Raw genomic sequence first — 26023 nt, forward strand, 5'->3', positions numbered from 1 at the left:
AGGTCTCCGATTTCAGTCGGGCAGGTCGACGTCTTCGCGGACGGTCAGCGGACGGCCGATCCGGGCTTCGATCTTGGCGAAGCGCCACAGCTTGACGCCATTGCTGCCGACCTCCGTGGTGCGCAGCAGGTTGCAGCCGGCCTTGACGGTTTCCTGGCTGTCGGCGTCGGCGAGGATGTAGCAGGTCCACGGCCAGCCGTCAGACGGGCCGACCATGTGCGCGTCGTCGTCGATGTCGCCGATGAACGTGATGCCCGGCAACGCTTTCAGCTGGTCCATCATGGACACGAAGGACTGCCAGACGTCGCCGATGGTGATGCCGTCGGCGGGCAGGTCGAAGAAGTTCTGGTTGATGCCGATGCAGAAAAGCACCCGCAGGGGCTGCGTGCTCACAGTCGGAGACTCCTCGTCGTGGTGGTGGCTGGTCAGCGGAATCCGGGGCTGGTCGGCGGCTGTCCCATGAGAACCGCGCCGGCGGCGTCGTGGATGGCCGGGCCCAGGAACGCATGCTGCTTGGGTACCAGTGCGTCGCCCTGAAGTCCACGCAGCGGGTGCGTCGAGTAGATCGGCGCGGTGCCGGAAATCTCGACGAGCTTCGATACCACCTCGGACGCCGTCTTCGCCAAGTGCGCGGACGAAAGCCGCAACTGGGCGTTCTGTTCGTCGGTGGCCTCGTCGCCGGAAACGACGGTGTCCCAGACCTCGTGGCTGACCTCGTAGAACCAGGCGCGGGCGGACCGCAGCGCGGCCTCGGCGTCGGCGTACCCGGTGCGGTAGTAGCCGCGGTCGGCGAGCTTCGGCGCGCCGGTGACGCCGGTGTATCCAGCGCCGACCTCACGGGCGTGGTCGAGCGCGGCCCGTGCGACGCCCGCGCCGACGATGGCGAGAACCTGCGCGGCGTAAGCGATTGTGGGGTACCGGTAGAGCGGCTCGTCGACGGTGGGCGCGCCGCCGCGGATGAACGTCCACTCGCGCGGGACCTCGACGTCGCGCACGACCAGGTCGAACGAACCGGTGCCGCGCATGCCGACGACGTCCCATTCCTGCACGATCTCGACCTGGTCGGGCCGCAGCAGCGCGGTGCGCGGTTTCCCGCCGGTCGATTCGTCGCCGGGGATGCCGACGCCGAGGATGTCCGCGCCCATGCAGCCGCTGGCGAACTTCCACCGGCCGTCCACGCGGAAGCCGGTTTCGGTCGCCGGGGCGGGCTGGACCGGGAAAAGCCCGCCGGCGAACGCGACGTCCGGACCGTTTTTGTACAGCTCGGCCTGGGTGTCGAGCGGGAGCGCGGCGAGGTAGATCAGCGACGAGCCGAAGCTGGCGACCCAGCCGGTCGAACCGTCCACTGTGGAAATCCGCTCGATCAGGCGGAGGAATTCGGCGGGCGGGAGCGGGTTGCCGCCGAACTTCGCGGGCGTGCTGGCCCGGTAGACGCCGACCTGCTTGAGCCGGTCGATGAAGTCGCGCGACACGTAGCGCTGCTGCTGGAACTCGTCCTTGCGCGTGGCGAGCTCGGCGAGCACCTCCTCCATGGTGACTTCGCTCATCGCTGCTCCTCAGAATGCCGGTGCGGTCGGTCCGACGGTACGAAGGACGCCGCCGCGCGGGAATTGGTAGTGCCTGAGCGGGCGTAGGGGATTTCTTCAGTGCGAGCCGCCAGCCAGGGGCTTTACCCTGAGCCGATGGAAGCGGACCCGCGCGCGCCCGAGCTGACGACGCACGATTTCGTCGCGATGCTCAACGCCAGCCGCACGTGCGTGCTCGTGCACGACGGCGCGACGAAGAACATCCTGTGGGCCAATCCGGCTGCCTGCGAGATGCTCGAATGGAGCGTCACCGAGCTGCGGCCGCTGAAGGCGAACCACATGAGCAGCTCCGCGCAGCAATACGACCGGGTGATCGGGCGGGCGTGGCTGCAGGAGGCGGTCGAGAAGGGCGTCAGCCGGATCGAATGGCACTACCGCACGAAATCCGGCCGGGTGATCCCGACGGACGCGGTGGCCACGCGGGTCGAGCTGGCCCAGGGGCCGGCGGTGATGGTGCAGTTCCGCGACATCGAACGCGAGCAGGAAATCGAGCGTGAGCTGCGGTTGACCACGTCCTGGGTGGACGCGCTGGCCCGGCAGACGTCGGCGGTCGCGCTGATGCTCGACGGCTCGGGCGAACTGCGGTTCGCGACGGACTCCGCGGTCGCGCTGTTCGGGGCGACGCCGGATGAGCCGCTGGGCCGGTTGACCGACTACGCCGCTCTGCGTCTCGACGACCGTCCGGCCACTTGGGACGAGGTCCGCGAACGCGCCGTGCCAGCCACTCAAGTTCGGCTGGAAATTCAGGGCCGCGTGTGGCTGGAGGGCAGCGTCGAACGGCTTCGGGAGCCTGGTGGAGACGCGTTTCTGCTGCTGCTCCACGACGTGTCCGAGCGCATCCGCGGCGAGGTTCAGCGCGAGCGTGACCTGCACCGGGAGAACTACCTCGCGCGCTACACCGCGATGGGCGACATGGCGATGGCGATCGCGCACGAGCTGAGCCAGCCGCTCGCCGCCGCGGGCAACTTCCTGGCCGGTGTCCGATCGCGGACGCTCGATGCCGCGCCGGTTGTGTACGGCATCGACAGCGCGGTCCGGCAGATCGAGCGGGCGAGCCAGATCGTGTCGTCCGTGCGCGCGTTCGTCGGGCATCTGGAGCACGTCGAGCAGGTCGCCGACCTCAACGAGATCGTCGAGGAATGCCTGTACTTCGTGCGGTTGCGAGCCGAACCGGCCGCGATCGAGGTGACCTTCGACCGGTCGGCCGAAGCGGTGCCCGTGCACTGCGAACGCGTGCTGACCGGCCAGGTCGTGCTGAACCTGTGCTTCAACGCGATCGAAGAAATGGCTCAGTGCCCGGCGCAGCGGCGCAGCCTGGTGCTCACCACGCGCCGCGACGGCGACACCGGCGTGGTCACCGTGGACGACCGCGGCCGCGGCTTCCCGCGCAATCCGTTCGACGAGTCGTTCACCGCGAAGGAGCGCGGCAGCGGCATCGGACTGGCGCTGAGCCACCGCATCATCACCCGCCAGCACGGGACGATCTGGGCCGAACACCGCGCGGGCGGCGGTTCGCGCTTCGGCTTCGCACTGCCCGCGACCGGCCCGGGTTAGGAATTCTTCAGCTACGCCGGGGAAGTTCTCGATATCCCGGGACCGGTGCGGCTTTGTACGGTCAGAGAAGTCCCGGCCCCAGTCCTAGGAGGCACCGTGTCCGAGCTGACCCGGACCCAGCGCGAATTCCGCACCGCGATGGCCAACCTCTCCGCGGCCGTCAACGTCGTGACCACCGCCGGCCCGCACGGCCTCGCCGGGATGACGGTGAGCGCGGCCTGCTCGGTCACCGACAGCCCGCCGACCGTGCTCGTCTGCGTGAACCGGTCCAGCCGGTCGCACGCGATCCTGGTCGGCAACGGCCAGGTCTGCGTCAACGTCCTCGGCCCCGGCCAGGAAGACCTGGCCATGCACTTCGCCGGCGCGACCAAGGTGCCGACCTCCGAACGCTTCGACCAGGACTGCTGGGACCTCGACAGCGAGGACGCCCCGGTCCTGCGCGGCGCGGCGGCCTCGCTGGTCGGCCGGATCGTCGGCGAACAGGAGCACGGATCGCATTCGGTGCTGTTCGTCGAGATCGAGAAGGTGCTGACCGCGCCGGACAGCGGTGCTTTGGTGTACTTCCAGCGCCGCTTCCACCGGCTTGCCGCACTCAGCGCCTGATCGAGGAGAACCCGTGGACCGGATGACCCTGACCTGCTACAACGACACGCACGGCTACGGCTGGCGGCACGTCGACCTCTTCGTGCACGACGAGCACGGCCGCGAGCTGGACTGGGTGCACTGGCAGGTCCCGGCCGACGGCCCGGACGCCGCCGACGAGGCCACCGCCCGCGTCGAACCGCTGCTGCGCCGGACGTCCGACTGGCGGCACGCGGTCAGCGCGAGCGGCATGGACTACTGGACCGCCGACGCCGCCTGGACCCAGCCGTGACCGGCCCGTGGTCGCTGCGCGCGCTGGTCGCCGATCTGACCGCTGGCCGGACGACACCGGAAGCCGCGGTGGCGGAGGCCCGCTCGCGGATCGCGGCGGCTTCCTACGACGCTTGGGTTTCGTCGGCTTACGTGCCTGCTTCGCCGGGGCCGCTGGGCGGAGTTCCGTTGGGCGTCAAGGACATCATCGACCTGGCCGGACTTCCGACCCGCTGCGGCTCCGTACTGCGCGCGGAGGCTCCACCGGCCACTGTGGACGCTTCGATCGTCAGCGAATGGCGTCGGGCAGGCGCGGTGCCGATCGGCAAGACGGTCACCACGGAATTCGCTTTCTTCGCACCCGGCCCCACGGATAATCCCGCGGCACCTGGCCACACCCCTGGCGGTTCCTCGAGCGGTTCCGCCGCTGCAGTTGCTGCTGGACACGTCCCGCTCGCTCTGGGCTCGCAGACCGCTGGCTCGGTTACGCGACCGGCCGCGTTCTGCGGAGTCGCGTCGCTGGTCATGACCCGGGGCCGGTTCCCGGTCGACGGAGTCACCGGGCTGAGCCCGAGCCTGGACAGCCACGGCATGTTCACCGCGACGGTTTCCGACCTGGCCCTGGCCTGGTCAGCGCTGTCGGGGGAGCCGGAGGTCACTGCTTCTTCGGCACCGCGATTGCTGGTGTGGTCCCCGGCTGACGCGAGCCCAGCAATGCAGACCGCGCTTGGCACTGCGGTCTCTCTGCTGCGCGCTGCCGGTGCCGTGGTCGATGAGTTCCCGGACCCTGCTCTGGTGCTTGGGTTGACCGCCGCACACCCCGTCGTGATGGCCTACGAAGCCGCGCGGGAACGTTCTGTCGAGCTCGCTTCTTCGGACCGCCTCAGCGCCCCTCTCGCGCAACTGCTGCGTACCGGCGAGGAGATGCCGCGCGCGGAGTACGAGGCCGCGCTGGACGTCGTCGCTTCCGGCGCTGCCCGGCTGGCGGAGCTCGTGGCCGGTTACGACGCCGTCCTCACCCCAGCCGCGCTCGGCTCGGCCCCCGCGGGCCTGGCGGCGACCGGCGACCCAGTGCTCAGCCGCCCGTGGCAGGCGCTGGGTCTGCCGGTCATCGCCGTCCCGGGCCTGCGCGACGAGGCCGGTTTGCCGCTGGGATTGCAGCTGGTCGGCAGTGCTTCCGGCGAGGCCGCGCTGCTGGGTACGGGCTGCTGGGCGGAGACCGCGCTCAAACGGTGACGCGATGGGTGAGGATGTCGCGGACCAGCGTCCCGAGGCTGTCCGCCGACGTCTTCGCCTTGATCCGCGCCCGATGCACGTCGACGGTTTTGACGCTGGTGCCCAGCCGGTGCGCGATCGCCTGGCTGGGCATCCCGTCGACCACCAGCCGCAGCACCTCGCGCTCGCGCTGGGTCAGCGTGTCGAGCCGGGCCCGGACCGCCTGCCGCTCCGCGTGCTCCGCGAACCGGCGGCGGGCCTCGATGAGCTGGGTCTGAACCACCTCGACCATGCGCTGGGCCTGGTAAGGCTTCTCGAGGAAATCGACCGCCCCCGCGGTGAGCGCACGGACCGACATCGGAATGTCGCCGTGCGCGGAACAGAAGATCAGCGGAGCCGGACAGTCGATTTCCGCGAGCTTTTCCTGCAGCTGAAAACCGCTGATCGCGGGCATGCGCACGTCGACGATCACGACCGCGGGCTCGGCCGGGTCGAATTCGTCGAGGAAGGTCTGGGCGTCCGGATAGGTCAACGCCTGTACGCCGACGCTCTCCAGCAGGAACACCAGGGACTGCCGGAGGTCTTCGTCGTCGTCCACCACGTGCACGACCGGGTCGTCGCTCATGGCTTCATCAGCACCGAGGCCGAGGGATAGTCGCTGGCCCAGCCTTCCGGCAACGGGGCGATGAAGACGTTTTCGGTCCGCGTGCGGGTGATCCGCCAGGTGTCGCCTTCGCGGCGGAACGCGTTGTTCAACCGGCTGGACCGCAGGAGCGCTTTCCCGTCGGAGAACAGCCACGGTTGCATGTGGATCCATTGTCCGGTGGCCTCGTCGCCGTCCACGTGGATCTGCTCGGAAGTGAGATAATGGGCGTTCAGGAGAAGTTCGGGGTCTTTCTTCTCGCCCCAGAACCGCTGGAAATGCGCCCGGATAGCCGCGGCGCCCTCGGCCCGCCCGAACTGCCCGTCGTAGTACTCGCCGACGCCCTCCCAGACCGCGTCCTCGGTGTAGAGCTCCATGATGAGATCGATCCGCTCGTCGTCGCCGCCGACGCCGAACTCGGGGCAAGGCGTGTCGCAGAGGAACATGTAGCGCGCCTGCACCCGGCGGATCTCCGCCTCGGCCTCTAGCACCCCGACCCGCCGAACCAGCCCCGCGACAGTCTCCTCCAACGCGGCCACCCGCCGGTCCTGGCTGGCGTCGGACAGTGCGGAGTGCTCGAGAGACATCGTTTTCCTCACTAGGAAGTCGTCGACCGGTTGGCGCTTCGTGCCGGGGTTGGCCTTTCGGTGCGGTTTTCGGCTCGTTGACAGGGTAACCGGACCGCACCGGGCATTGGCAGCTTGTGACCAGCCTCTGCCGGGGTCGGAAGGGTTGTCAATCGAATCGGTGAGTTATGCGTGGCGTGTTTCAACCCGGTGGTGGGGGTTATCAATGGGTTGGCGGACAACGTCTTGGGTGGGTGTCCTGTTCGGAGCGGCGTGGTGGGATGGCGAGGCCGGGGGTTCTTCGTTGTTGCTGGGCGGGGCTGTTTCCTTGCGGGTGGGGTCGATGCTGCTCGCGGTCCTTGGGAGTGCTGGTGTTCCCTGGGTGCGCTCGGCCATCGACCGATGGGGGCGCTGTCCTTCCCAACGGAGCGTTTGGCCCGCAGATTATGCAGCTCTCGCAGGGTCCGCGATAACGTTGCGGTATGTGCGTTTCCACAGGTACCGGTCGCAGGCGATGAGCGCGGCTCAGCGGGCCGACGCCCGGGAGAACCGGGAGCGGATCGTCGAGATCGCCCGCGAGGCGATCGCCTCCACGGGAGAGTTGCGCCTGAACGCGGTCGCCAAGTCGGCCGGAGTCGGGCAGGGAACGCTCTACCGGCACTTCCCCACACGCGAGGACCTGCTCGCCGAGGTGTACCGGCAGGAAGTGGAGGACCTGGTCGCGCTGGCTCCGGAACTGCTGGCCGCGTGTGAACCGGTCGAGGCGCTGTCCCGCTGGTTCGACCGGATCGCCGAATACGCGCGAGTCAAACGCGGCGTCTTCGCGGCACTGGAAACCGCGGTGTGGAAAGGCCTGTCCGAAGAAAGCCACGGCCCGCTCGGCGACGCCATCACCCTCCTGCTCGACGCCGGAAAAGCCGAAGGAACCATCCGCCCCGACATCGACGCCCGGGACCTGTTCATCTTGTCGGGCTATCTGACGCGCCTGGACGAGGACGAGTGGGATTCCCGTGCTCGGCATCTCTTGGATGTCCTGCTGCAAGGAGTTCTTTCCCGCTGACCCTGGCCTTGGCTGATCGCGTCGAGCGGAGGTCGGCGGGCGGCTTTCCGGTTGGCCGGGCAACGCGGTGGTGCTTGCTTTTCACGCATAATCGGCGAGCGACGCGGGTGAGTTCTGCTTGCAAGGCAACGGGTTCCCGCGCTACGGCACCGATCGCGGCGTGGTTGTTGAGCTGCGGCAGGCGCGGTGCAGCGCCGAGACAGCGATCGCCGCGGCCGTGGCGAGGCGGATATGCGTGCAGCAAATACGCGGCGTGAGCGGAGCACGTCGTGCCGTGGACAGCACGACGTGAGCACAGCAGCAAGCTCTGCCGAAAAGTTCAGGAAATTCAGCGTGAGATCCGGCCGAAAGCCGGAGCGTCGGACGTGGTGTCCATATTGGACGGGCCGCTCGCGGATGCGGCCGGCCCGGTCCCCCAGATTCCCCAGTGGTGATGCTGTTGGTGTTGTGGCTCAGGAGGCGACGGCCAGGCGGACCCGGCGGTCGCGAGCGTACGAGACCAGTTCCCGGACCTCGTCGGTGGTGATGATGCGGACTGCGTCTTCCAGGATCTCGGCCGTGGCCACCTGCAGCGGCCAGGAACGCAGGCCGGGAGCGGGTTCGTGCCAGAACCACTGGCCTTGGGCGAGATCTTCGGCGGCGACGGTGGGTTCGTCGGTGTTCATGCCTGCAGCCTAACTTGCACCACCGACAGAAAATCGCTCTACCGGACATCCCGGGACAACCCTGGAGGAAGCGCAAGAAGTGAATGCGGATTCCGGGATAATTCCTGCTGGTCGGGAGGATGCGCGCGGGCCGACGGGTGGCGTGGGTCACGCGGTCTGCCGGGCTGGCGGGTGGGTTGCGGGCCGGGTGCGAAAGTAAGGGGCGGTGACCTGGTCCCGCTCCGCGGCGGGTTCGGGTGGATTTTGCACGGTCGGGCGGCCTGCCCTAGGCTTCGCCGGTCACCGCGCACACACCGGGGGTTTCCGGGACGAGAGGAACGGTGCGAATGGCTTTGCGCGACCCCGAGGCGTACCGCGACATCGATCTGCCGACGATTCTCCGGATGGAGCGGCGGCTTCCCTGGTACGGCTGGCCGCACCTGCCGTTGGGGCTGCTGGTTTGCGTGGCCGCGATCCTCGCCGCCTACCGGGTTCCGGTTTCGTATCACCTGACTACCGCGCTGGTCGCGGGCGGCGGCGTGGTCGGCGGGTTTTCCGGGTACGGCTGCGGGCTGGTCATGGTCAGCACGCCGGGGTTGGTCCAGACCGGCTACCTGAACTGGCGGCGCACGCGGGTGCTGCGGGTGTTGCTCATCGTGCTGGGCGGGTTGTCCGCGGCGTCGATGGTGGTCGTGGTCGCGTGCCACATTTCGTTGCTGGCCGGGGCTTCCGACCAGCATCCGTTCCGGCTTTCGGTGCAGGCCGGGTTGTATTTGGTGCTCGTCGTCGCCAACACCGTTCTCGCCGGCCTCGAGGCGTGGCAGTTGTCGAAGGTGCTGCGCGAGCCGGTCGCCGAGGTTGCCGCGGAACCTGCCGGGCCGGTGCGCGTTCGGCTTGGCTGAACTGTCTACATCGGACTGAGTCAGCGCCTGCGCAGCAGCACTTCCTGGGTCACTGAGGCAACGAGCCGTCCGTCGGTGGTGAAGAATTCGCCGTGGGTCAGGCCTCGGGTGTTCGCGTAGCTGGGGCTTTCCATGTCGAACAGCAGCCATTCGTCCGCGCGGAACGGGCGGTGGAACCACACCGCGTGGTCCAGCGACGTCAGCTGCGGCTCGCCCGGGTCGTCGCGGTGGGGCAGCAGCGCGGTGCCTGCCAAGCGGATGTCGGAGATGTAGGTGAGCGCGCAGACGTGCGCCAGCGGGGCGTCCGGCAGCGCGTCTTTCGCCCGGACCCAGATTTGCTGACGCGGGCCGCGGCCGGTGTCGGGGAGGCCGGTTTCCGGGCTGCTGACGAAGCGGACCTCGATGGCGGACAGGACGATCGGCGAGCGGTCCTGCTCGACGACGCCCGCCTCGTCCGGGGCGGGGACGTCCGGCATCCGCGCCTGGTGCGCACTGCTGTCCGCCTCGGTCTGGAACGACGCGGACAGGCTGAAAATGCTCTCGCCGTTCTGGATCGCGACGACCCGGCGCGTGGTGAACGAACCGCCGTCACGAGTCCGCTCGACCTCGTAGATGATCGGCATGTCGGTGCGCCCGCCGCGGATGAAATAGCCGTGCAGCGAGTGCACGTGCCGCGCCGCGGGCACGGTCGCGCCGGCCGCGGTGAGCGCCTGCGCCGCGACCTGACCGCCGAACGCCCGCTGCGGCGAACCCTGGTGGCACCAGCCGCGGAACAGGTTCAGCTCGAGCGGTTCGAGCTTCAGCAGCTGGTCTAGCCCGGTCCGGGTCGGATCGATCGTCGTCACCCGGCCAGTCTAAGCGCCTGCTCAGTCGCTTCGCGGGGTGAGCAGCGCCGCCACCGCGGCCGGGTCCTCGACGTGCGCGTTGTGCCCGAGCCCGGACAGGACCACTGCCTCGGGAACAAGGGCCCGCAGCTGCTCGGGACGGCACATCGGATCGTTCTCCCCGGTGGCGAGCGCCACAGGGCAGCGCGCGTCCGCCAGCAGCCTCGGCATGTCCGGACGGCCGACGCCGAACGCGGGCGAGTCCAGGGCCAGCCGCCAGCCGTCCGCGGTCTCGGTGACGCCGTCCGGGTCTGCCGAGGCCAGCCCGGTCAGCCCGGAGATCTTCAGATAGGCGGTTTCAGCCTCCTCTCGAGTGGTGAACAGCCGCGGCGGACGGGTCGCCATCGCGGCGGCACGGGCCAGGTCGTCTTCGCTCCATTCCACCTTGATGCCCACCGCCAGCACGCTGCTGACGTCGAGCCCGTAGCGGCCGCTCGCCAGCTCCAGCGCGACGACCCCGCCGAGCGAATGGCCGAGGACGGCGACCGGGCCGGGCTCGTCCAGCGCGTCGGCGACCGCGGCCGCGAGCGCCTCGAACGTGTACTCGGGCAGTCGCGGCGAGCCGCCGTGGCCGGGCAGGTCCGGTGCGAGCAGCCGCTGGTCGAGCAGACCGGTGAGGCTGTCCCAGACCGCGCCGGTGGCGCCGAGCCCGTGCAGGAGCAGGACCGGCGGTTCGCCTTGTCCGGTGACGCGCAGCTTCAGCTTTTCCACCGGACGGATCTTTCCGCAGGCGGCGGTCTCGGGGCTAGGGTCGGAACGTGTCGAGTGCTGTCATCGCCGACCCGGACACCTACGTCACGGGCGTGCCATACGACCTGCTTGCCCGTCTGCGCCGGGAAACGCCGGTGACGCGGATCGGCGACTTCTGGGCGGTGCTGCGCCACGCCGACGTGCGGCACGTGCTCCGCACCCCGGCGGTGTTTTCGTCGCAGCTCGGCGGCACGCAGATCCGCGACCCGGCCAGCGCCGAGGATCTGCGGTACGTGCGCCGGATGATGCTCAACATGGACCCGCCCGAGCACGGCAGGCTGCGCGGGCTGCTCACAAAGGCGTTCACCCCGCGCGCGGTCGGCCGGATCACGGAGCGGATCGAAGGCTGGGCACAGGATCTCGTCGCGGCGGTGGCCGATCGCGGCGCATGCGATTTCGCCAAGGACATCGCCGCCGATCTGCCGTTGCTCACGCTCGCCGAGGTGTTCGGCGTGCCTGAACAGGATCGCCGGCTGATGTTCGACTGGAGCAACCGCGTGATCGGCTTCCAGGACGCCGAATACGCGGTGAGCGCGACCGTCAACGCCGACGACGTCACCGACCTCGCCCGTGCCGCACTGGCCGTGCGTCCGGAACCCGGCCCGGACGGCCAGATGCCGGATCCGCGCAGCCGCGCCGGAATGCCGGATCTTTACGCCTACGCGCACGCGCTTGGCGAGCACAAACGCGAGCACCCCGGCGACGACGTGATGAGCAACCTGATGCATTACGTGGACGACGACGGCGGCCGCGTGTCGATCGAGGAGTTCGAGAACCTTTTCTGGCTGTTTTCCGTAGCGGGCAACGAAACCCTGCGCAACGGCCTGCCCGGCGGGATGGCCGCGTTGCTCGCGCATCCCGAGCAGTACCGCAAGCTTCTCGACGACCGCAGCCTGCTTCCCGGTGCGGTCGAAGAGATGCTGCGCTGGCACACGCCGGTGATGCACTTCCGCCGCACCGCGACCCAGGACACTCGACTGTCCGATGTGGACATCAAGGCCGGGGACAAGGTCGTCGTGTGGTTCTCCTCGGCCAACCGCGACGAGACGGTCTTTCCCGATCCGGACGCGTTCGACGTGACGCGCGCGCCGAGCGAGCACCTGACGTTCGGCCACGGCCCGCATTTCTGCCTCGGTTCGCACCTCGCGCGGATGCAGATGCGCGCGTTGTTCGCGGCGGTGTTCGACCAGCTCGGCGAGGTCCGTCTCGCGGGCGAACCCCGCCGGCTGCGGTCGAACTTCCAGAACGGGATCAAGAGCCTCCCGATCCGCTGGGACTGACCGGCTCAGCCGAACCCGACGAGCGAAAGCCAGCGGTCCAGGTATTCCGTGTCGCCGGTGCGGTGCGCGATTTCCGGCGACAGCCTGCCGTAGACCATCAGCAGCAGGTCGCCCAGCGGTGCGGACGCCGTGGCCGCCGCGTGCGCCGGCGGACCCGGATGCCAGGCCAGCTGATCGCCGGTGAGGTCGACCGTCCAGGACGCCGCGTGGTCGATCGGCGCGAGGTGGATCGTGCGGTCCGGGCCGAGCAGCTCGCGGAGTTCGGGAACGTGCTCCAGCAATTGCGGCAGCGACCCGAGCTCCAGCCATTCCTCCATCGCATCGTGCGCGACTTCCGGCGCGACAGTGAATTCCCCGTCCGCGGCGAACGTCGCGTCGGCGCGGTGGATCAGCGTCTCGTTCATGAACCGGCGCGCGTAGAACGCCGCCCGCGGCGGTCCGTTCGGGACCGGCGTGAACACCTCCGCGTCCGGCCCCGCTTCGCTCAGGGCCGCCACCAGCGCCTTCGCCCCGTCCATGAGCCACGACGCCGGTCGCGGGGTGCTCACCGGGTTCTGGAGCCGGTCCTCCGGCAGCCAGTGGCCGGCCCGCGTCCGCACGGTCTCTTCCGCCCACCGGTGCCCGGTGCTGACGTGATCGAGCAACTGTCCGAGATCCCACTCCGGGCACGCCGCGACCGGCACCGTCCGGTCCGCGCCTTCGACGGCCGCGGCGAGCAGTTCCGTCTGCCGCTGGATCTCGGCGCAACGCTCGTGGAAGTCCATGTGGTGTCCTCTCCGGTTCAGATCCGCTGACACCAGACAGTCGGAGCCGACTCAGCCATCCGGACACCGCAGCCGGAGAACCCGGGTTACTCCACGCTCCAGGCGTCTCCCCATTCCGCGTCGCGAGCGGCGCGGTACCGCACGCCGTGCCGCTTCGACACGACGGTGCCGGGTGCGAGCCCGTCGGCGGTGCAGAGGTCGAGTTGCACGAACCCCTTGTGCTTGCGCGGATGCCGGATGATCCGGGCCGACGGACGGTCGGCCGGTCCCGACGTGGCCGCCACGTACGAGAACTTCTCGTCCTCGAATCCCAGAGTGCCGGATTTGATCCGCCGGTGCACCCCGCTTCGGGGAAGCCGTGCGGAGAAATGGCACCAGTCCTCGCCCGGTTTGATCGGGCAGGCGTCATCGTGCGGGCACGGTGCCACCACGCCGCGGCCCATCTCGCGCAGGACTTCGCGAGCCTCGCGGATCCGCGCGAACCCCGCTGGCGTGCCGGGCTCGATGAGCACGACCGTGCCAGCCTTCGCGGCGAGCCATTGGACGACGTCGGCACGGCCGCGTTCGGGAAGCTCGCCGAGGACGTACGAGAGCGTGACCAGATCAGCCTCCGGCGCCGCGGACGCGGAATCGACCAGCCCGCGCTGCCAGACCGCGGTGCGGACGGCCGGCTCATCGGCGTTCGCCGCCAGCTTGCGTCCCAGCGCCAGCGCGGCCGCCACCTGCTCCAGGACAGTGCACTTCTCCAGCGACGGCCAGACGTCGGCCGCGGCCCACACTGCTGCTCCGGTGCCGCCGCCGATGTCGACGTGCGTCTTCGGGACGAAGCCGGGCGCGGCGGCAGCCACCTCGCCCAGCACCGCGCTGACCGCTGCGTACGTCGCCGGCATCCGGTACCCGGCGTACGCGGCGACATCCAGCTCCGAGGAGAGGATCGGCGACGTCGCCGAGTCGCCTTGTCGATAACGCTTGCTGAGCCGGTCCACGGCCTGTGCGAGCCGGGATTCGGGGAACCGGGCCAGCTCGTCGTCGAGCGCGGCGCGGAGAGCTTCGGGGAGTACTGCCACGGACAACGATTCTCCCACGCCCGATTTGTCCCCCGAGGTTCGCCTGACCTGCTAGTTTCGCGATCAGAAAAAAAGTTCGCGGACCTTGTCGATCCGGACGCGGCCCGTTCGACGCAGTGGTGGAAGCAAGCTGAGAGCGAAGGGGAACCGAAGATGCGATTCATGGTGATCATGAAGGCCAGCGAAGAGAGCGAAGCGGGCCAGATGCCCAGCACCGAGCTGCTCGCCGAGATGGGCAAGTTCAACGAGGAACTCGTGAAGGCCGGCGTGATGCTTGCGGGCGAGGGGCTGGCGCCGAGCTCCGAGGGCGCCCGGGTGAAGTTCTCCGGAGACAGCGAGCCCAGCGTGGTGGACGGTCCGTTCGCCGAGACCAAGGAGCTGATCGCGGGGTTCTGGATCCTCCAGGTCCGTTCGCTCGAGGAAGCCGTGGAGTGGATCAAGCGGGTGCCCAACACCGACGGCGCGCACCACGAGATCGAGATCCGGCGGATCTTCGACGCCGAGGACTTCGGCGACAACCTCACGCCGGAACTGCGCGAGGCCGAGGAGAAACTGCGCGAGCAGGCCGCGAAGAACTGATGCGGTTCATGGTGCTGGTGAAGGCCAGCGAGGAATCCGAAGCGGGAGCCGCGCCCAGCGCCGAATTGATCGAGCAGATGGGCCGGTTCAACGAGGAACTCGCCGAATCCGGTCACCTCGTGCAGGCGGCCGGGCTGACGCCCAGCGCGGAAGGCGCCCGGCTGCTGTGGTTCGACGGCGAGGCGGAGCCGAGCGTGGTCGACGGCCCGTTCGCCGAGACCAAGGAACTCGTCGCGGGCGTGTGGATTCTGGAGGGGGAGTCGCTCGCCGAAATCGTCGAGTTGATGAAGCGGGCGCCCAATCCGGACCGGCAGGCAGGCACCGTCGAGATCCGTCCGATGTCCGGCGAGCTGTGACGCCGTGCCCGCCCTAGGGTTGCCTCGGGCGGGCCGGGCCGGTCTGATGGGCCGGTGGACACGCGAAGTGCGGTAGAGGCCGTTTGGCGGATCGAGTCGGCGAGGGTGATCGCCGGTCTCGCGCGGATGACCCGCGACGTGGGCCTCGCCGAGGAGCTGGCGCAGGACGCGCTCGTCGCCGCGCTCGAGCAGTGGCCGGAAACCGGGGTGCCGCGCAACCCGGGCGCCTGGCTGATGACGATCGCGAAGCGGCGGGCCGTCGACCTGTTCCGGCGGAACGAAACCCTCGGCCGCAAGCTGGACGAGATCGGCCGGGAAGCCGAACAGCTCGGCGAGGGCGTGCTGCCGGACTTCGACGCCGTGCTCGACGACGAGCAGATCGAGGACGACCTGCTGCGGCTGGTGTTCACCGCGTGCCATCCGGTGCTGTCCACCCAGGCGCGGGTGGCGCTCACGCTGCGCATGCTCGGCGGGCTCAGCACCGACGAGATCGCCCGCGCGTTCCTGGTGAAGGAATCCACTGTCGCGCAACGCATCGTGCGGGCGAAGAAGACGCTCGCCGAGGCCAAGGTGCCGTTCGAAACGCCGGTCGGCGACGAACGCGTGGCGCGGGTACCGGCCGTGCTCGAAGTGATCTACCTGATCTTCAACGAGGGCTACTCCGCCACGCGCGGCGACGACTGGATGCGGCCCGCGCTGTGCGAGGACGCGTTGCGGCTCGGCCGGGTGCTGGCCGGACTGATGCCCGGCGAACCGGAAGTGCACGGACTGGTCGCGCTGATGGAAATCCAGGCGTCGCGCTCGGCGGCGCGCACCGGCCCGAACGGCGAACCGGTGCTGCTGATGGACCAGGACCGCAGCCGCTGGGACCGCCTGCTGATCCAGCGCGGCCTCACCGCGCTGGCCCGGTCCGAACGGCTCGCGGACGGCACGTACGGGCCGTATTCCGCGCAGGCCGCGATCGCCGCGTGCCACGCCGTCGCGGTCGCGCCGGAAGAGACCGACTGGGCGCGGATCGCGGCCCTGTACGCGGGCCTTGCGCAGCTCACGCCGTCTCCGGTGATCGAGCTGAACCGGGCCGTCGCGGTCTCGATGGCCGAGGGGCCGGAAGCCGGGCTCGCGCTGGTGGACAAATTGCTGACTGAGCCCGCGCTGAAGAACTACCACCTGCTGCCGAGCGTGCGCGGCGATTTTCTGTACAAACTGGGCCGCCGGGAGGAGGCGCGCGCCGAGTTCGAGCGCGCGGCGAAGATGACCGGCAACGAACGGGAGCGCGTGCTGCTGCTGGGACGGGCCGAGTCGTGCAGCAAGCTGGAAGCGGGAACGAGGTAGCGGGGCACCGTGCGGTGCGGCAGTGATCGACATGCCCGCAACGGTCCACCACCACGCCGACAATTCCCGCCGTCGCCACCAGCCATCCCCAGGGTTGTCCACAAGTCGACACGCCTGTGGATAACCTGTTTCCGCAGGTAGCGAAGACGGAAACCGGCCGCCCGACCCGATCCGGTGAAAGGCGGCATGCCTCGGCCGTCCGGGGCGCTCATCCGACGTCTCAGCTCCGATGGAAATGAGACGACTCGTACTGCCGCCGCGAGGATCCGCGACTAGCCGGTCTCCGCGGCTAAAACCGAAAGCCTCAGCGGTTCCGGACGTACCCCAGCCGCATCGACAACGCGGCCGCGGTCCCGGCGACCGTCGCGCCCAGCTCGTCCGCCCGGCGCATCACCCGGGGAGCCGGCCCGGCGACGCTGATCGCCGCGATCGGACGGCCCGAGTGGTCCCGTACGGCCGCCGCGACGCAGCCGACGTCGGGCTCGTTCTCCAGGTCGTCGACGGCCCAGCCACGCCGCCGGGTGCGCGCCAGTTCGTCCAGCAACCGGACCGGGTCGTTGATGGTCTTGAGGGTGAGGCTGTCCAGCTTCATCCGGCGCACGCGCTCCACCCGGTCGGCCTCCGGCAACGCGGCCAGCCAGGCCTTGCCCAGCGACGTCGCGTGCTGCGGCCGTCGAGTGCCGAGGCGGCAGGACAGCGTGACCGCACTGGCGCTGCGTTCGGTCGCGACGTAGACCATCGCGTCGTTGTCCGGCACCGCGAGGTACGTCGTCTCCCCGGACCGCTCGGCCAGCGCGGTGAGATACCGCGGCGCGCAGCGGTGCAGGTCGGTCGCCGCCATCGCGCGGGCGCCCAGTTCGACCAGCCGGGTGCCGAGCCGCACGCGGCCGGTGACGGTGTCCGCCTCCAGGTACTCCAGCCGCTTCAGCGTGCCGACGATCCGGTAGGCGGCGCTGCGGGACAAACCCAGTTGCCGGGCGAGCGCGTTCGTGGAAATTTCCTGGTGCTGCCCGACGTGTTCGAGCACCGCCAGCCCGCGCTCCAGGGTGCCGCTTTGGTCCAGCCCGCGTGCTGCTGCGTCCACGTTCGCCCTCCGCCTGTCGCTCTGCGTTCCCGGTCACCGGTGCGTGGTGCCATCAAGCGGGGTTGGACGCTAACACCTCCGATGTATGGACGGAAGATCTTGACCGAACTCTGTCATTGTGCAAGGTCAAGGTTGCGCCGAATGGTTCAACCTCCGATCGGTAAGAGTGCTTACAAAGGGTAACGGAGACTGGAGTCACCCTCTCAGGAAAATCACAGCGCCCGTGCCGCACGGTTTGGGTGATGTCCACACGTCTGCGCACCCGGGCGTCGGTCGCCGCCGGGCGGCTGACCGCGTGGTTTTCCCGTACCGCCCGGCTGGGCCGCGGCGGGGTGATCGGCGGCCGCGTCACGCTGCGGCTCGACCCCAAGGCGTTGCGCAGGCTCGGCCGCGACCGCACGGTCGTGATCGTCACCGGCACGAACGGCAAAACCACCACGTCGCTGATGCTGACCCGCGCGCTCGAAGCCCTCGCCGAAGTCGCGCACAATGGCGACGGCGCGAACATGCCCGACGGTCTGGTGGCCGCGCTCGCCGCCAGTCCGGACGCGCCGTACGCGGTGCTGGAGGTGGACGAAACCTACGTTCCGTGGGTGGCCGAACAGGTGCAGCCCGCGGCGCTCGTGCTGCTCAACCTCAGCCGTGACCAGCTCGACCGCGTCGGCGAAGTCCGGATGATGGAGCGCGATCTCCGCGCCGCCTTCGCCGGTCTGTCGCGCACGGTCGTGGTCGCGAACTGCGACGACGTGCTGGTCACGTCGGCGGCCGCCGCGGCGGCGCGCCCGGTGTGGGTCGGCACCGGACGGCGCTGGTCGGGCGATTCCGTCTCCTGTCCGCGCTGCGGCGGCGCGATCACGCACACCGATCGCGAATGGCGTTGCGCGGTGTGCGCTTTCGCTCGCCCGGAGCCGACCTGGACCCTCGACGGCGACCTGGTCCACACGCCCGGCGGCCGGCAAGTCGACCTCGACCTGCGGCTGCCCGGCGAGGCAAACCGGGCGAACGCCGCTCTCGCGCTCGCCGCCGCGCACTGCGTAGGCGTGCCGCCGCACACCGCCGCGGCGCGGCTGCGCACAATCACCGACATCGGCGGCCGCTACCGCACGATTCGCCGCACCCGGCATTCGGTTCGGCTCATGCTTGCGAAAAATCCGGCTGGCTGGGCCGAAACGTTGCGCGTGCTCGACGAGGACACTCCGGTCGTCGTCGCGGTCAACGCACACGAGGCGGACGGCCGCGACCTGTCGTGGCTCTGGGACGTGCACTTCGAGCGGCTGCGCGGCCGTCAGGTCGTCGTGGCCGGCGAGCGGTCGGCGGACCTCGCGGTGCGGCTTTGCTACGCCGAGGTGCCGCATTGGTCGGCCCCGGATCCGGTCAGCGCGATCGACACGCTGCCGCCGGGCGGGGTCGAACTCGTCGCGAACTACACCGCCTTCCGCGACCTGGTGGACCGGTTGCCCGATGTCTGATTCGACCGTCGGCATCGGCCTTTTGCTCCCCGAGGTGCTGGGGACCTACGGCGATTCCGGCAACGCACAGGTGCTCTGCAAACGCTTGCAGTGGCGCGGTTACGACGCCGAGGTGGTGCCGGTTTCGCTGGACTCCGAGGTACCGTCCACTTTGGACCTCTATCTGCTCGGCGGCGGCGAGGACATGGCGCAGGTGCTGGCCGCGGACTTCCTGCGCAACTCGGCGGGGCTGCGCAGCGCGGCGAATGCGGGACGCCCGGTGTTCGGGGTGTGCGCGGGTCTGCAGATTCTCGGCAAGCGTTTCCGCGGCGTCGACGGCATCGAACACGCTGGGCTGGGGCTGCTCGACCTCGTCACCGAGCCGGCGGAGCAGCGTGCGGTGGCTGAGCTGATCGTCGAACCGAACCTGCTCGAGACGCCGTTGACCGGCTTCGAGAACCATCAGGGCGCGAGTGTGCTCGGCCCGGGCAGCGCACCGCTGGGCCGCGTCGTCCGGGGCACGGGCAACGGCGACGGCACCGAGGGCGCGGTCACCGATCACGTGCTCGGCACCTACCTCCACGGCCCGGCGCTGGCGCGCAATCCCGAGCTGGCTGACCTGCTGTTGTCGTGGGTGCTCGGCCATGCGCTGAAGCCGTTGGACCTGACTGAGGTGGACACGCTGCGCTCGGAACGGCTGGCCGCACGCCGCGCCCGATGACGTCCCTTCGCGCTCGTTACGCTGCGTGCGTGAGACTTCTCGCTGCCGCAGGTGTCCGGATGCGGACAACCGGGGTTGCCGTGCTCGCGCTCGCGTTGGCCATCGCGACCGCGTGCGTCGTCGTGGTGCTGTTGCTGCAACAGTCCCTCGACCGAAGCGTCACCGAGAGCGCGCGAAGTACCGCTCGGCAGGTTGCTGTCCAACTCGTGCGCGCGGGCGCGCGAGACCTGTCCCCGAGCGACGTCGCGAGCACTGGGGACACTGAAGCCGTGACGCAGGTCCTCGGGCCGCGAAGCACCCCTATCGCGAGCGACCCGGCGATTGTCGGCCGTCCGGCCATCACCGCCGCGCGCCCGGCTCCGGGACAGGAGACCGTCGAGACGCTGCCGCTCGGCTTAGACGGCGACGGCAGCGACTACCGCTTGGTTTCGGAAGGCGTCAACGGGCCGGGCGGACCGTTCACCGTCATCTCCGCACGGTCGCTTGAGCCGGTCACGGAAGCCTCAGCTCGGCTTACGCTGTTGCTAGGGCTGATCTCGCTGCCGCTGCTCGGTATCGCTGGCTTCGCGGTGTACCGCTCTGTCGGCTCTGCGCTGCGCCCAGTGGAGCGGATGCGGCGCACTGTCGCCGAGATTTCGACGCGTGACCTCGCGTTGCGCGTACCGCTGCCGCCTGGTGGCGACGAGGTGCACCGGCTCGCTGTCACGCTCAACGAGATGCTTGAGCGGCTTGGGTCCGCGCAGGCCGCGCAACGCCGCTTCGTCGCCGACGCGAGTCACGAGCTGCGCTCGCCGCTGTCGACCATCAGCACCGCGCTCGACGTTTCAAACCAGCACCCGGAGACCACCGACGAATTGGTGCCGGTGATTACCCGCGAGACCGCGCGCCTGCGAGAGCTGGTCGACGACCTCCTGATGCTCGCGCGCACCGACGACGCCACCGACCGGCCCGCGCGTACCGAAGTCGATCTGGACGACATCGTTCGTGCGGAAGCTGAACGCGTACGCGGCGAAGCGGCTGTCGAAATCGAAGTGCGCGCGGGACCGGCGAAGGTGCGTGGCAGTGAGGCGCAGTTGCGTCGCGCCGTACGCAACCTCGTCGACAACGCATGCGGGCACGCGCGCGAGCGGATCCGGATTGCGAGTTCGGTGCAAGATGAGATGGTCGTCGTGGAGGTGAGCGACGACGGCCCGGGCGTCGCCGAGGGCGACCGGGAGCGGGTGTTCGAGCGGTTCGTGCGGCTGGACGCTTCGCGGCGGCGCGGCGGGACCGGACTGGGCCTTTCGATCGTGGCCGGCATCGCGGCCCGGCACGGCGGCCGCGCGCGGTACGTCGACGTCGCCGACCCGAGTTACCCGGGCGCGCATTTCGTGATCGAACTGCCGAGCATCGAACTGCCCCGGATCGAGGAGGACTGAGCATGCGGTTGCTGATCGTGGAGGACGAGCTGGAGTTCGCCGAAACCCTTCGCCGCGGCCTGGTCGCCGAGGGGTTCACGGTGAACGTGGCGCACACCGGCCGGGACGGGCTCTGGTCGGCGATGGAGCACGATTACGACGCCGTGGTGCTCGACATCATGCTTCCCGAGCTTTCCGGCTACGAAGTGCTGAAACGCTTGCGGGCAGCGGAGAATTGGACGCCGGTGCTGATGCTCACGGCGAAGGACGGCGAATACGACGAGGCCGACGCTTTCGACCTCGGCGCGGACGATTATCTCTCGAAACCGTTCTCGTTCGTCGTTTTGCTGGCTCGTCTCCGGGCGTTGCTCCGCCGGGGCGCACCGGCTCGCCCGGCGGTGTTGACCGCTGGTGATCTGCAGCTCGACCCGGCTGCGCGCACTGTCCACAGGGGAGAGACGCGGATCGAGCTGACCGCGCGGGAGTTCGGGTTGCTGGAGTTTCTGCTGCGGCGACAGGGCGCGGCGTTGACGAAGAACGAGATCCTCGGCCACGTTTGGGACGCGCATTACGAGGGGGACGAGAACGTGGTCGAGGTTTATGTGGGGTATTTGCGGCGGAAGATCGACGCGCCGTTCGGGACGCGGACGATCGAGACGGTGCGCGGGGTGGGCTACCGGCTCGTCGGATGAGCGGGCACGTCATTTTCCTCAACGGCGCGTCCAGTTCCGGCAAGTCGAGCATCGCGGCGGAACTGCTGGATTTGCTGCCGGGTCCCTATTTCTACCTGCCCCGAGACGCGGTCAACAGCATGCGGTCGCGGACGCGGACCCCCGAATTCGGTACGCCGGAGTTCGATGCGGTTTTCGAACGGACAGTGCGCGGCTACCACCGCATGCTGGCCGGGCTCGCGGCGGCGGGTAACGGCGTGATCGCCGACCACGTACTCCGGCCGCACTGGCTTGCCGACTGTCTGGAAGTGTTGCGGGAACAGGAAGTTACCTTCGTGGGTGTGCATTGCCCGCTGCCAGAACTAAAACGGCGCGAGCAGGCACGAGGCGACCGTCCCGCCGGTCTGGCGGAGCGGCAGTATCCGATCGTGCACGCCCACGGCGGTTATGACCTCGAATGCGACACGTCAGTGCACAGTCCAAAAGAATGCGCACAAACAATCGCGAACTTCATCGCGAAACCAGGGCGTTCCCAAGCGTTCGCCAGGTTAATTCAGTGAAATCCCCGCCACCGCCCGTACCACGGCAGTGCACCGGTCCTCGACATACTCCAGCCCGGCCTCCGAAGCGATCTTCCGCGCCTCCGCCGACACGATCCCCTGCTGCAGCCACAACGCCTTAGCCCCGATCGCCACCGCGGAACGGGCGATGTCCGGTGCTTCCTCTGCCGGGCGGAACACGTCCACCAGATCCACCGGCTCCGGAATCTCCTCCAGCGACCGGTAAGCCTTCTCCCCGAGCAGTTCAGTCGCCGACGGATGCACCGGGATGATCCGGAAACCGTGCGCTTGCAGCGAAGCCGGTACGCCGTGCGCGGCCTTGCCCGGGTCACGGCTCAGGCCGACCACAGCTATCGTGCGCGCACCAGCGAGGATCTCTTCAGGCTTCATACTCTCCTCAACATCCCGACCCAGCGAACGATTCCGCTGCGTCACAACCGCCACAGCCGCAGCCCGCGGACGCGATACACCGGCCACAGCACGTGCCACGGCGACCGCCGCAGGAACGCGGAGCTGCAGGCCAAAACATTGCGCGCGACAGTGGACGCGACTTCGTTCCGGTCCGGCCACACTTCACCGCGGGCGCCGAGCGCTAGCCGAAAGACGGTCAGCAGACCGCGTCCTTGCAGGTCATAGCGGGCACCGGTATCACCCGCGTCCGGAAGGAGACGGCTGATCTCCGCGCGAAAAGCACCAGCGACCGGCTCGCCCACGGGCACGTCCGCGACACTGCCCACGATCGCGCGGCCGTGCAGCCGACGCGCGAACCGTGTGAGCAGCCGTCGCTCCCACCACGGCAGCAACCGCCGGTGCGCCAGCAGCGCGGCACACTCGCTGTGGCCGAGGGCGAAAACCTCGGCGAGTTCGTCGTACCGGCTGATCGCGGTCGGTTCCGCCAGGTGCAGCCGCACCTCGAAACGGACCCGCGCGATCAGCTTGTCGATCGCTTCCCGCCGGTCGAGCCGTGCTTTCTGCCGCGAAGCCGCCCAGTCGCCCATGGGCCCACACTCTGAACCCGGCGGCGCACCGAGTCCAGTGGTTCAGCCGATCTTCGACCCGTACATCTCGCCGAGGTCGTCCGCGATCAGCTCGATCCGGGCGCCGTCCGGGTCGGCGAAGTAGATCGAGGTGCCGCTTTCTTCCTGGTACTTGACGCCGGCGGCGTCGAGCCGGGAGCGCGCGCCCGCCCACGCTTCCGGCGTGAGCGACAGGGCCAGGTGGTGCAGGCCGCCGAGCACCTCCGCGTACGGACCGAGGTCGAGGCCGGGCAGGTCGAAGAACGCGACCGCGTTGCCGTTGCCGACGTCGAAGAAGAAGTGGCTCGACCCCGGGTAGTCGCGGTTTTCGATGAGTTCGGTGAGCGGGAAGCCGAGAATGTCCTGGTAGAAGGTGATCGTCCGCTCGACGTCGCTGGACAGCAGCGCGGTGTGGTGGATGCCGCGGCCGACGGTCGCCGGACGTTCCTCCGCCGGGTGCAAATGCTGCTCCCGCAGCCGGTCGCGGGTCTGCGCGAGCTGGGCGACTTCGGTCTCGGTGGGTGCCATCGCGGGTCACGTCCTCTCTGGGAGCCAACACGAAGTACAGTACGCCGACAAACTCTCGCTCGCAAGAGATTAGCGAGCGAGAGAAGTGGCTCGTACCGGTGAATGGAACGGCCGGGTTGGCTGAGACGGCGCGGTCAGGCAAAGTCCGACCCGTGGAACCCGCTGAGCTGCAGGACGCCGTCGCGCTGCTGACAAGCGCGTACGAGCGACGCGAGCCGATCGATCCGCTCGTGAAGACCTTCCCCGACGCGACCGTCGAAGACGCCTACCGCGTGCAACAGGAGCAAGTCCGCGCGTGGGTGGCGGCGGGCGACGTGGTGCGCGGCCACAAGGTCGGCCTCGCCTCCGCGGCGATGCAGCGCCAGATGGGTGTGAACCAGCCCGACTTCGGGCACCTCACCAGCTCGATGTTCCTGCTCGAACACCAGCCGATCCCGACGACGCGGTTCCTGCAGCCGCGCATCGAACCGGAGATCGCGTTCGTGCTCGGCGCGCCGCTGTGCGGTCCGGGCGTGACCGTCGCAGACGCCGTCCGCGCGGTCGACTTCGTGCTTCCGTCGCTGGAGATCGTCGACTCGCGGGTCCGCGACTGGAAAATCTCGATCTTCGACACCGTCGCGGACAACGCGTCGTCCGGCGGCGTCATCCTCGGCAGCAGCCCGACCAACCTGCGCGACGTCGACCTGCGGCTCGCCGGCTGCACGCTGCACGTCAACGGCCAGCTCGCGGCCACCGGCGCGGGCGGTGCGGTGCTGGGTTCGCCGATCAACGCCTTGGTCTGGCTGGCCAACACAGTCGGCCCGCTCGGCGTGACGCTGGAGCCCGGCCACGTCGTGCTGCCCGGTTCGATGACCGCCGCGCAGACCGTCCGCCCCGGCGACACCGTCGTGGCGACCATGGCCGGACTGGGCAGTGTGACCGCGGTGTTCGCGCCGGAGGAGGACAAGTGACCGCCGAAATCGTTGCCGCAGCGCAGGATTTGCTCAACCGGACGGACGAAGGCGCGCAGCTCACCGACACCTGGGCAGACCTCGACCTCGCCACGGCGTACGCGATCCAGGACGAGGCTCTGCGGCTGCGTCAGGAACGCGGCGAGACGCTGATCGGAGTGAAGCTCGGGCTCACGTCGCGCGCGAAGCAGCAGCGGATGGGCGTCGAAGAACCCCTGCTCGCGTGGCTGACCGACGCGATGGTGCTGCCCGCGGGCGCGCCGACGCCGCAGCTCATCCACCCGCGCGCGGAACCGGAACTGGTGTTCGTGCTCGGTGAGCGGCTCGCCGGTCCTGGCGTCACCGCGGCCACTGCGCTCGCCGCGGTTTCCCAGGTGTACGGCGGAATCGAGATCATCGACAGCCGTTATCGCGACTACCGTTTCACGCTGCCGGACGTCGTCGCGGACAACGGTTCGTCGGCGCTGTTCGGGCTCGGCTCGGTCGGCCGTCCACCGTCCTCTTTGGACCTTTCGCTAGAGGCCGCGCTGCTGGAAGTGGACGGTCAGATCGTCGACACCGCGACCGGCGCCGCCGTGCAGGGGCACCCGGCCGAGGCGTTGGCGCTGGCGGCGAATTCGCTGGCCGCACGCGGATTGGCGCTGGAGGCAGGCTGGCTCGTGCTCACCGGCGGGATGACCGACGCCGTCGAACTGCGCCCCGGCTCCCGCGTCGCCGCGCACTTCTCGAACCTGGGCTCGGTGACGATCAGCGGGTAGCGAGCCGTTTGATCCCGGCGATCACTCGCGGCCACACCTCGCGCGGCAGGTCGTGTCCCATTCCTGGGATGAGGTCGAGGTCCGCGCCCAGCGCGCGGGCCGTCGCGCGGCCGCCGGACACGTGCACGAGCGGGTCGGCCGTACCGTGAATCACCAGGGACGGCACGGAAAGCCGGCGCAGATCGGCGGTCCGATCGCGGGAGGACAGGATCGCGGCGAGCTGCCGGAACACGCCGGCCGGGTTGAGGCCGCGGTCGTACGTGCGTTCCGCGCGCTGGCGGAAATGGTCCTCGTCGAACAGGTACTCGCGCGAGCCGATCAGCTTTGACGTGCGCACCAGCTGCGTCACGTAGTCCTCGCGCGTGCGCGGCCCCGGAGCCAGCATCGCGAGCGCGGCCCGCGGGCTGGGCAGGCCGACGGTCCGCGCGCCGGTGGTCGACATGATCGAGGTCAGCGTCCGGACGCGCTGTGGATGCCGGATCGCGAACTCCTGCGCGATCATCCCGCCCATCGACGTGCCGACGACGTGCGCGCGTTCGATGCCGAGTGCGTCGAGCAGTTTGCCCGCGTCGTCGGCCAGGTCGCCGAGGGAGTACGGCGCGGACCGCAGGAAGTACGCGAGCGGCAGGCTGGCCCGGCCGGTCCACCACTGCGAACGCCCGACGTCGCGGTTGTCGAACCGGTGCACGTGGAAACCGGCCTCGGCGAGCTGGGCGCAGAACTCGTCGTCCCACCAGATCATCGGCGCGGCGAGGCCCATCACCAGCAGCAACGGCGGCGCGTCCGGATCGCCGAAGGATTCGTGGCACAGGGTGATGCCGTCGGCCTCGATGGTCTGCTCGGTCATGGCTCCAGT

At 69.3% G+C, this 26023-nt stretch carries 31 protein-coding genes; 17 read left to right on the forward strand and 14 right to left on the reverse strand.

Features of this window, described 5'->3' with window-relative positions; translation table 11 throughout:
- Positions 1 to 12: 12 nt before the first annotated feature.
- Together PUT80_RS27540 and PUT80_RS27545 are read right to left on the reverse strand one after the other, a co-directional pair.
- The gene (locus PUT80_RS27540; RefSeq protein ID WP_037808097.1) at positions 13 to 393 is read right to left on the reverse strand and encodes a hypothetical protein; all 381 of its coding nucleotides are present in this window, start codon (positions 391 to 393) and stop codon (positions 13 to 15) included.
- A 32-nt stretch (positions 394 to 425) separates the two neighbouring features.
- Positions 426 to 1547: an acyl-CoA dehydrogenase family protein gene (locus PUT80_RS27545; RefSeq protein WP_037808095.1), complete on the reverse strand. Its 1122-nt coding sequence runs from the start codon at positions 1545 to 1547 to the stop codon at positions 426 to 428.
- A gap of 135 nt (positions 1548 to 1682) precedes the next feature.
- On the opposite strand from PUT80_RS27545, the gene PUT80_RS27550 reads away from it, so the two are divergent.
- The 4 genes from PUT80_RS27550 to PUT80_RS27565 all read left to right on the forward strand — a co-directional run bounded on the left by PUT80_RS27550 (position 1683) and on the right by PUT80_RS27565 (position 5228).
- Positions 1683 to 3140: a PAS domain-containing sensor histidine kinase gene (locus PUT80_RS27550; RefSeq protein ID WP_037808094.1), complete on the forward strand. Its 1458-nt coding sequence runs from the start codon at positions 1683 to 1685 to the stop codon at positions 3138 to 3140.
- Positions 3141 to 3236: 96 nt separating this feature from the next.
- Positions 3237 to 3743, forward strand: coding sequence for a flavin reductase (locus PUT80_RS27555; protein WP_037808091.1), 507 nt, complete (start codon positions 3237 to 3239; stop codon positions 3741 to 3743).
- A 22-nt stretch (positions 3744 to 3765) separates the two neighbouring features.
- Complete coding sequence (locus PUT80_RS27560) at positions 3766 to 4014, forward strand: hypothetical protein (protein WP_051171481.1); 249 nt, start codon at positions 3766 to 3768, stop codon at positions 4012 to 4014.
- Positions 4011 to 5228 (forward strand): amidase, encoded by a 1218-nt coding sequence (locus PUT80_RS27565; RefSeq protein WP_037808086.1) that lies wholly within the window; start codon positions 4011 to 4013, stop codon positions 5226 to 5228. The genes PUT80_RS27560 and PUT80_RS27565 overlap by 4 nt, the downstream gene beginning before the upstream one ends.
- Here PUT80_RS27565 and PUT80_RS27570 read toward each other — a convergent pair.
- Both PUT80_RS27570 and PUT80_RS27575 read right to left on the reverse strand, forming a co-directional pair.
- Positions 5218 to 5832 (reverse strand): response regulator, encoded by a 615-nt coding sequence (locus tag PUT80_RS27570; protein WP_009084166.1) that lies wholly within the window; start codon positions 5830 to 5832, stop codon positions 5218 to 5220. The two genes, PUT80_RS27565 and PUT80_RS27570, sit on opposite strands and share 11 nt — an antisense overlap.
- Complete coding sequence (locus tag PUT80_RS27575; RefSeq protein WP_240691265.1) at positions 5829 to 6437, reverse strand: nuclear transport factor 2 family protein; 609 nt, start codon at positions 6435 to 6437, stop codon at positions 5829 to 5831. The genes PUT80_RS27570 and PUT80_RS27575 overlap by 4 nt, the downstream gene beginning before the upstream one ends.
- Before the next feature lie 493 nt (positions 6438 to 6930).
- Between PUT80_RS27575 and PUT80_RS27580 the strand changes: the two genes are divergently transcribed.
- A complete protein-coding gene (locus tag PUT80_RS27580) occupies positions 6931 to 7476 on the forward strand; it encodes a TetR/AcrR family transcriptional regulator (RefSeq protein ID WP_037808084.1) in 546 nt (181 codons plus the stop codon).
- A gap of 452 nt (positions 7477 to 7928) precedes the next feature.
- Here the strand turns inward: PUT80_RS27580 and PUT80_RS27585 are convergent, their stop codons facing one another.
- Entirely contained in the window at positions 7929 to 8141 is a 213-nt protein-coding gene (locus PUT80_RS27585; protein WP_037354589.1) for a hypothetical protein, read from the reverse strand.
- A gap of 326 nt (positions 8142 to 8467) precedes the next feature.
- Here PUT80_RS27585 and PUT80_RS27590 point away from each other — a divergent pair, with 326 nt between their 5' ends.
- Positions 8468 to 9022, forward strand: a complete 555-nt coding sequence (locus tag PUT80_RS27590; protein WP_037808082.1) for a hypothetical protein — start codon at positions 8468 to 8470, stop codon at positions 9020 to 9022.
- 20 nt (positions 9023 to 9042) lie between these two features.
- Here PUT80_RS27590 and PUT80_RS27595 read toward each other — a convergent pair whose 3' ends face one another.
- Entirely contained in the window at positions 9043 to 9867 is an 825-nt protein-coding gene (locus PUT80_RS27595) for an acyl-CoA thioesterase II (protein ID WP_043827210.1), read from the reverse strand.
- Between the two features lie 21 nt (positions 9868 to 9888).
- Complete coding sequence (locus tag PUT80_RS27600) at positions 9889 to 10617, reverse strand: alpha/beta hydrolase (RefSeq protein WP_275293973.1); 729 nt, start codon at positions 10615 to 10617, stop codon at positions 9889 to 9891.
- A gap of 47 nt (positions 10618 to 10664) precedes the next feature.
- On the opposite strand from PUT80_RS27600, the gene PUT80_RS27605 reads away from it, so the two are divergent.
- Entirely contained in the window at positions 10665 to 11936 is a 1272-nt protein-coding gene (locus PUT80_RS27605; RefSeq protein WP_275293974.1) for a cytochrome P450, read from the forward strand.
- 5 nt (positions 11937 to 11941) lie between these two features.
- Here PUT80_RS27605 and PUT80_RS27610 read toward each other — a convergent pair whose 3' ends face one another.
- Together PUT80_RS27610 and PUT80_RS27615 are read right to left on the reverse strand one after the other, a co-directional pair.
- The gene (locus PUT80_RS27610) at positions 11942 to 12700 is read right to left on the reverse strand and encodes a maleylpyruvate isomerase family mycothiol-dependent enzyme (protein ID WP_275293975.1); all 759 of its coding nucleotides are present in this window, start codon (positions 12698 to 12700) and stop codon (positions 11942 to 11944) included.
- Positions 12701 to 12786: 86 nt separating this feature from the next.
- On the reverse strand, positions 12787 to 13767 hold the full coding sequence (locus tag PUT80_RS27615; RefSeq protein WP_275293976.1) for a small ribosomal subunit Rsm22 family protein: 981 nt from the start codon (positions 13765 to 13767) through the stop codon (positions 12787 to 12789).
- Positions 13768 to 13920: 153 nt separating this feature from the next.
- On the opposite strand from PUT80_RS27615, the gene PUT80_RS27620 reads away from it, so the two are divergent.
- The 3 genes from PUT80_RS27620 to PUT80_RS27630 are packed head-to-tail and all read left to right on the forward strand — an operon-like array spanning position 13921 to position 16034.
- Positions 13921 to 14346: a YciI family protein gene (locus PUT80_RS27620; RefSeq protein WP_037808070.1), complete on the forward strand. Its 426-nt coding sequence runs from the start codon at positions 13921 to 13923 to the stop codon at positions 14344 to 14346.
- Positions 14346 to 14702, forward strand: a complete 357-nt coding sequence (locus PUT80_RS27625; protein WP_037808068.1) for a YciI family protein — start codon at positions 14346 to 14348, stop codon at positions 14700 to 14702. Before PUT80_RS27620 ends, PUT80_RS27625 begins: the two co-directional genes overlap by 1 nt.
- Before the next feature lie 54 nt (positions 14703 to 14756).
- Positions 14757 to 16034 (forward strand): RNA polymerase sigma factor, encoded by a 1278-nt coding sequence (locus tag PUT80_RS27630; RefSeq protein WP_275293977.1) that lies wholly within the window; start codon positions 14757 to 14759, stop codon positions 16032 to 16034.
- Positions 16035 to 16338: 304 nt separating this feature from the next.
- Here PUT80_RS27630 and PUT80_RS27635 read toward each other — a convergent pair whose 3' ends face one another.
- Entirely contained in the window at positions 16339 to 17118 is a 780-nt protein-coding gene (locus tag PUT80_RS27635; RefSeq protein ID WP_081684630.1) for an IclR family transcriptional regulator, read from the reverse strand.
- Between the two features lie 242 nt (positions 17119 to 17360).
- Between PUT80_RS27635 and PUT80_RS27640 the strand changes: the two genes are divergently transcribed.
- Genes PUT80_RS27640 through PUT80_RS27660 form a run of 5 tightly spaced genes read left to right on the forward strand, consistent with a single transcriptional unit; the run spans position 17361 to position 21915 of the window.
- Positions 17361 to 18587 carry a MurT ligase domain-containing protein gene (locus PUT80_RS27640; RefSeq protein WP_037808061.1) on the forward strand — a complete coding sequence of 409 codons (1227 nt, stop codon included), beginning with the start codon at positions 17361 to 17363 and terminating at the stop codon, positions 18585 to 18587.
- The gene (locus PUT80_RS27645; RefSeq protein ID WP_037808058.1) at positions 18580 to 19287 is read left to right on the forward strand and encodes a glutamine amidotransferase; all 708 of its coding nucleotides are present in this window, start codon (positions 18580 to 18582) and stop codon (positions 19285 to 19287) included. The genes PUT80_RS27640 and PUT80_RS27645 overlap by 8 nt, the downstream gene beginning before the upstream one ends.
- Positions 19288 to 19346: 59 nt before the next feature.
- Positions 19347 to 20705, forward strand: coding sequence for a HAMP domain-containing sensor histidine kinase (locus tag PUT80_RS27650; protein WP_037808055.1), 1359 nt, complete (start codon positions 19347 to 19349; stop codon positions 20703 to 20705).
- 2 nt (positions 20706 to 20707) lie between these two features.
- Entirely contained in the window at positions 20708 to 21376 is a 669-nt protein-coding gene (locus PUT80_RS27655; RefSeq protein WP_009084133.1) for a response regulator transcription factor, read from the forward strand.
- Positions 21373 to 21915 carry an AAA family ATPase gene (locus tag PUT80_RS27660; RefSeq protein ID WP_275293978.1) on the forward strand — a complete coding sequence of 181 codons (543 nt, stop codon included), beginning with the start codon at positions 21373 to 21375 and terminating at the stop codon, positions 21913 to 21915. Before PUT80_RS27655 ends, PUT80_RS27660 begins: the two co-directional genes overlap by 4 nt.
- On the opposite strand, the gene PUT80_RS27665 is transcribed toward PUT80_RS27660, so the two are convergent.
- From PUT80_RS27665 to PUT80_RS27675, 3 genes are read right to left on the reverse strand one after another with little or no spacing between them, the layout of a single operon-like run.
- The gene (locus PUT80_RS27665; protein WP_275293979.1) at positions 21904 to 22305 is read right to left on the reverse strand and encodes a CoA-binding protein; all 402 of its coding nucleotides are present in this window, start codon (positions 22303 to 22305) and stop codon (positions 21904 to 21906) included. The genes PUT80_RS27660 and PUT80_RS27665 overlap by 12 nt on opposite strands.
- Positions 22306 to 22346: 41 nt before the next feature.
- A complete protein-coding gene (locus tag PUT80_RS27670; protein ID WP_275293980.1) occupies positions 22347 to 22913 on the reverse strand; it encodes a hypothetical protein in 567 nt (188 codons plus the stop codon).
- Positions 22914 to 22955: 42 nt separating this feature from the next.
- A complete protein-coding gene (locus PUT80_RS27675) occupies positions 22956 to 23459 on the reverse strand; it encodes a VOC family protein (protein ID WP_037808045.1) in 504 nt (167 codons plus the stop codon).
- Positions 23460 to 23611: 152 nt separating this feature from the next.
- On the opposite strand from PUT80_RS27675, the gene PUT80_RS27680 reads away from it, so the two are divergent.
- Both PUT80_RS27680 and PUT80_RS27685 read left to right on the forward strand, forming a co-directional pair.
- Positions 23612 to 24409, forward strand: coding sequence for a 2-keto-4-pentenoate hydratase (locus tag PUT80_RS27680; RefSeq protein ID WP_275293981.1), 798 nt, complete (start codon positions 23612 to 23614; stop codon positions 24407 to 24409).
- Entirely contained in the window at positions 24406 to 25167 is a 762-nt protein-coding gene (locus PUT80_RS27685) for a fumarylacetoacetate hydrolase family protein (RefSeq protein ID WP_051728617.1), read from the forward strand. The genes PUT80_RS27680 and PUT80_RS27685 overlap by 4 nt, the downstream gene beginning before the upstream one ends.
- Here PUT80_RS27685 and PUT80_RS27690 read toward each other — a convergent pair.
- Positions 25157 to 26014: an alpha/beta hydrolase gene (locus PUT80_RS27690; RefSeq protein ID WP_134728428.1), complete on the reverse strand. Its 858-nt coding sequence runs from the start codon at positions 26012 to 26014 to the stop codon at positions 25157 to 25159. The genes PUT80_RS27685 and PUT80_RS27690 overlap by 11 nt on opposite strands.
- Positions 26015 to 26023 lie beyond the last annotated feature (9 nt).

Source organism: Amycolatopsis sp. La24, assembly GCF_029087445.1.
Lineage (GTDB): Bacteria > Actinomycetota > Actinomycetes > Mycobacteriales > Pseudonocardiaceae > Amycolatopsis > Amycolatopsis nivea.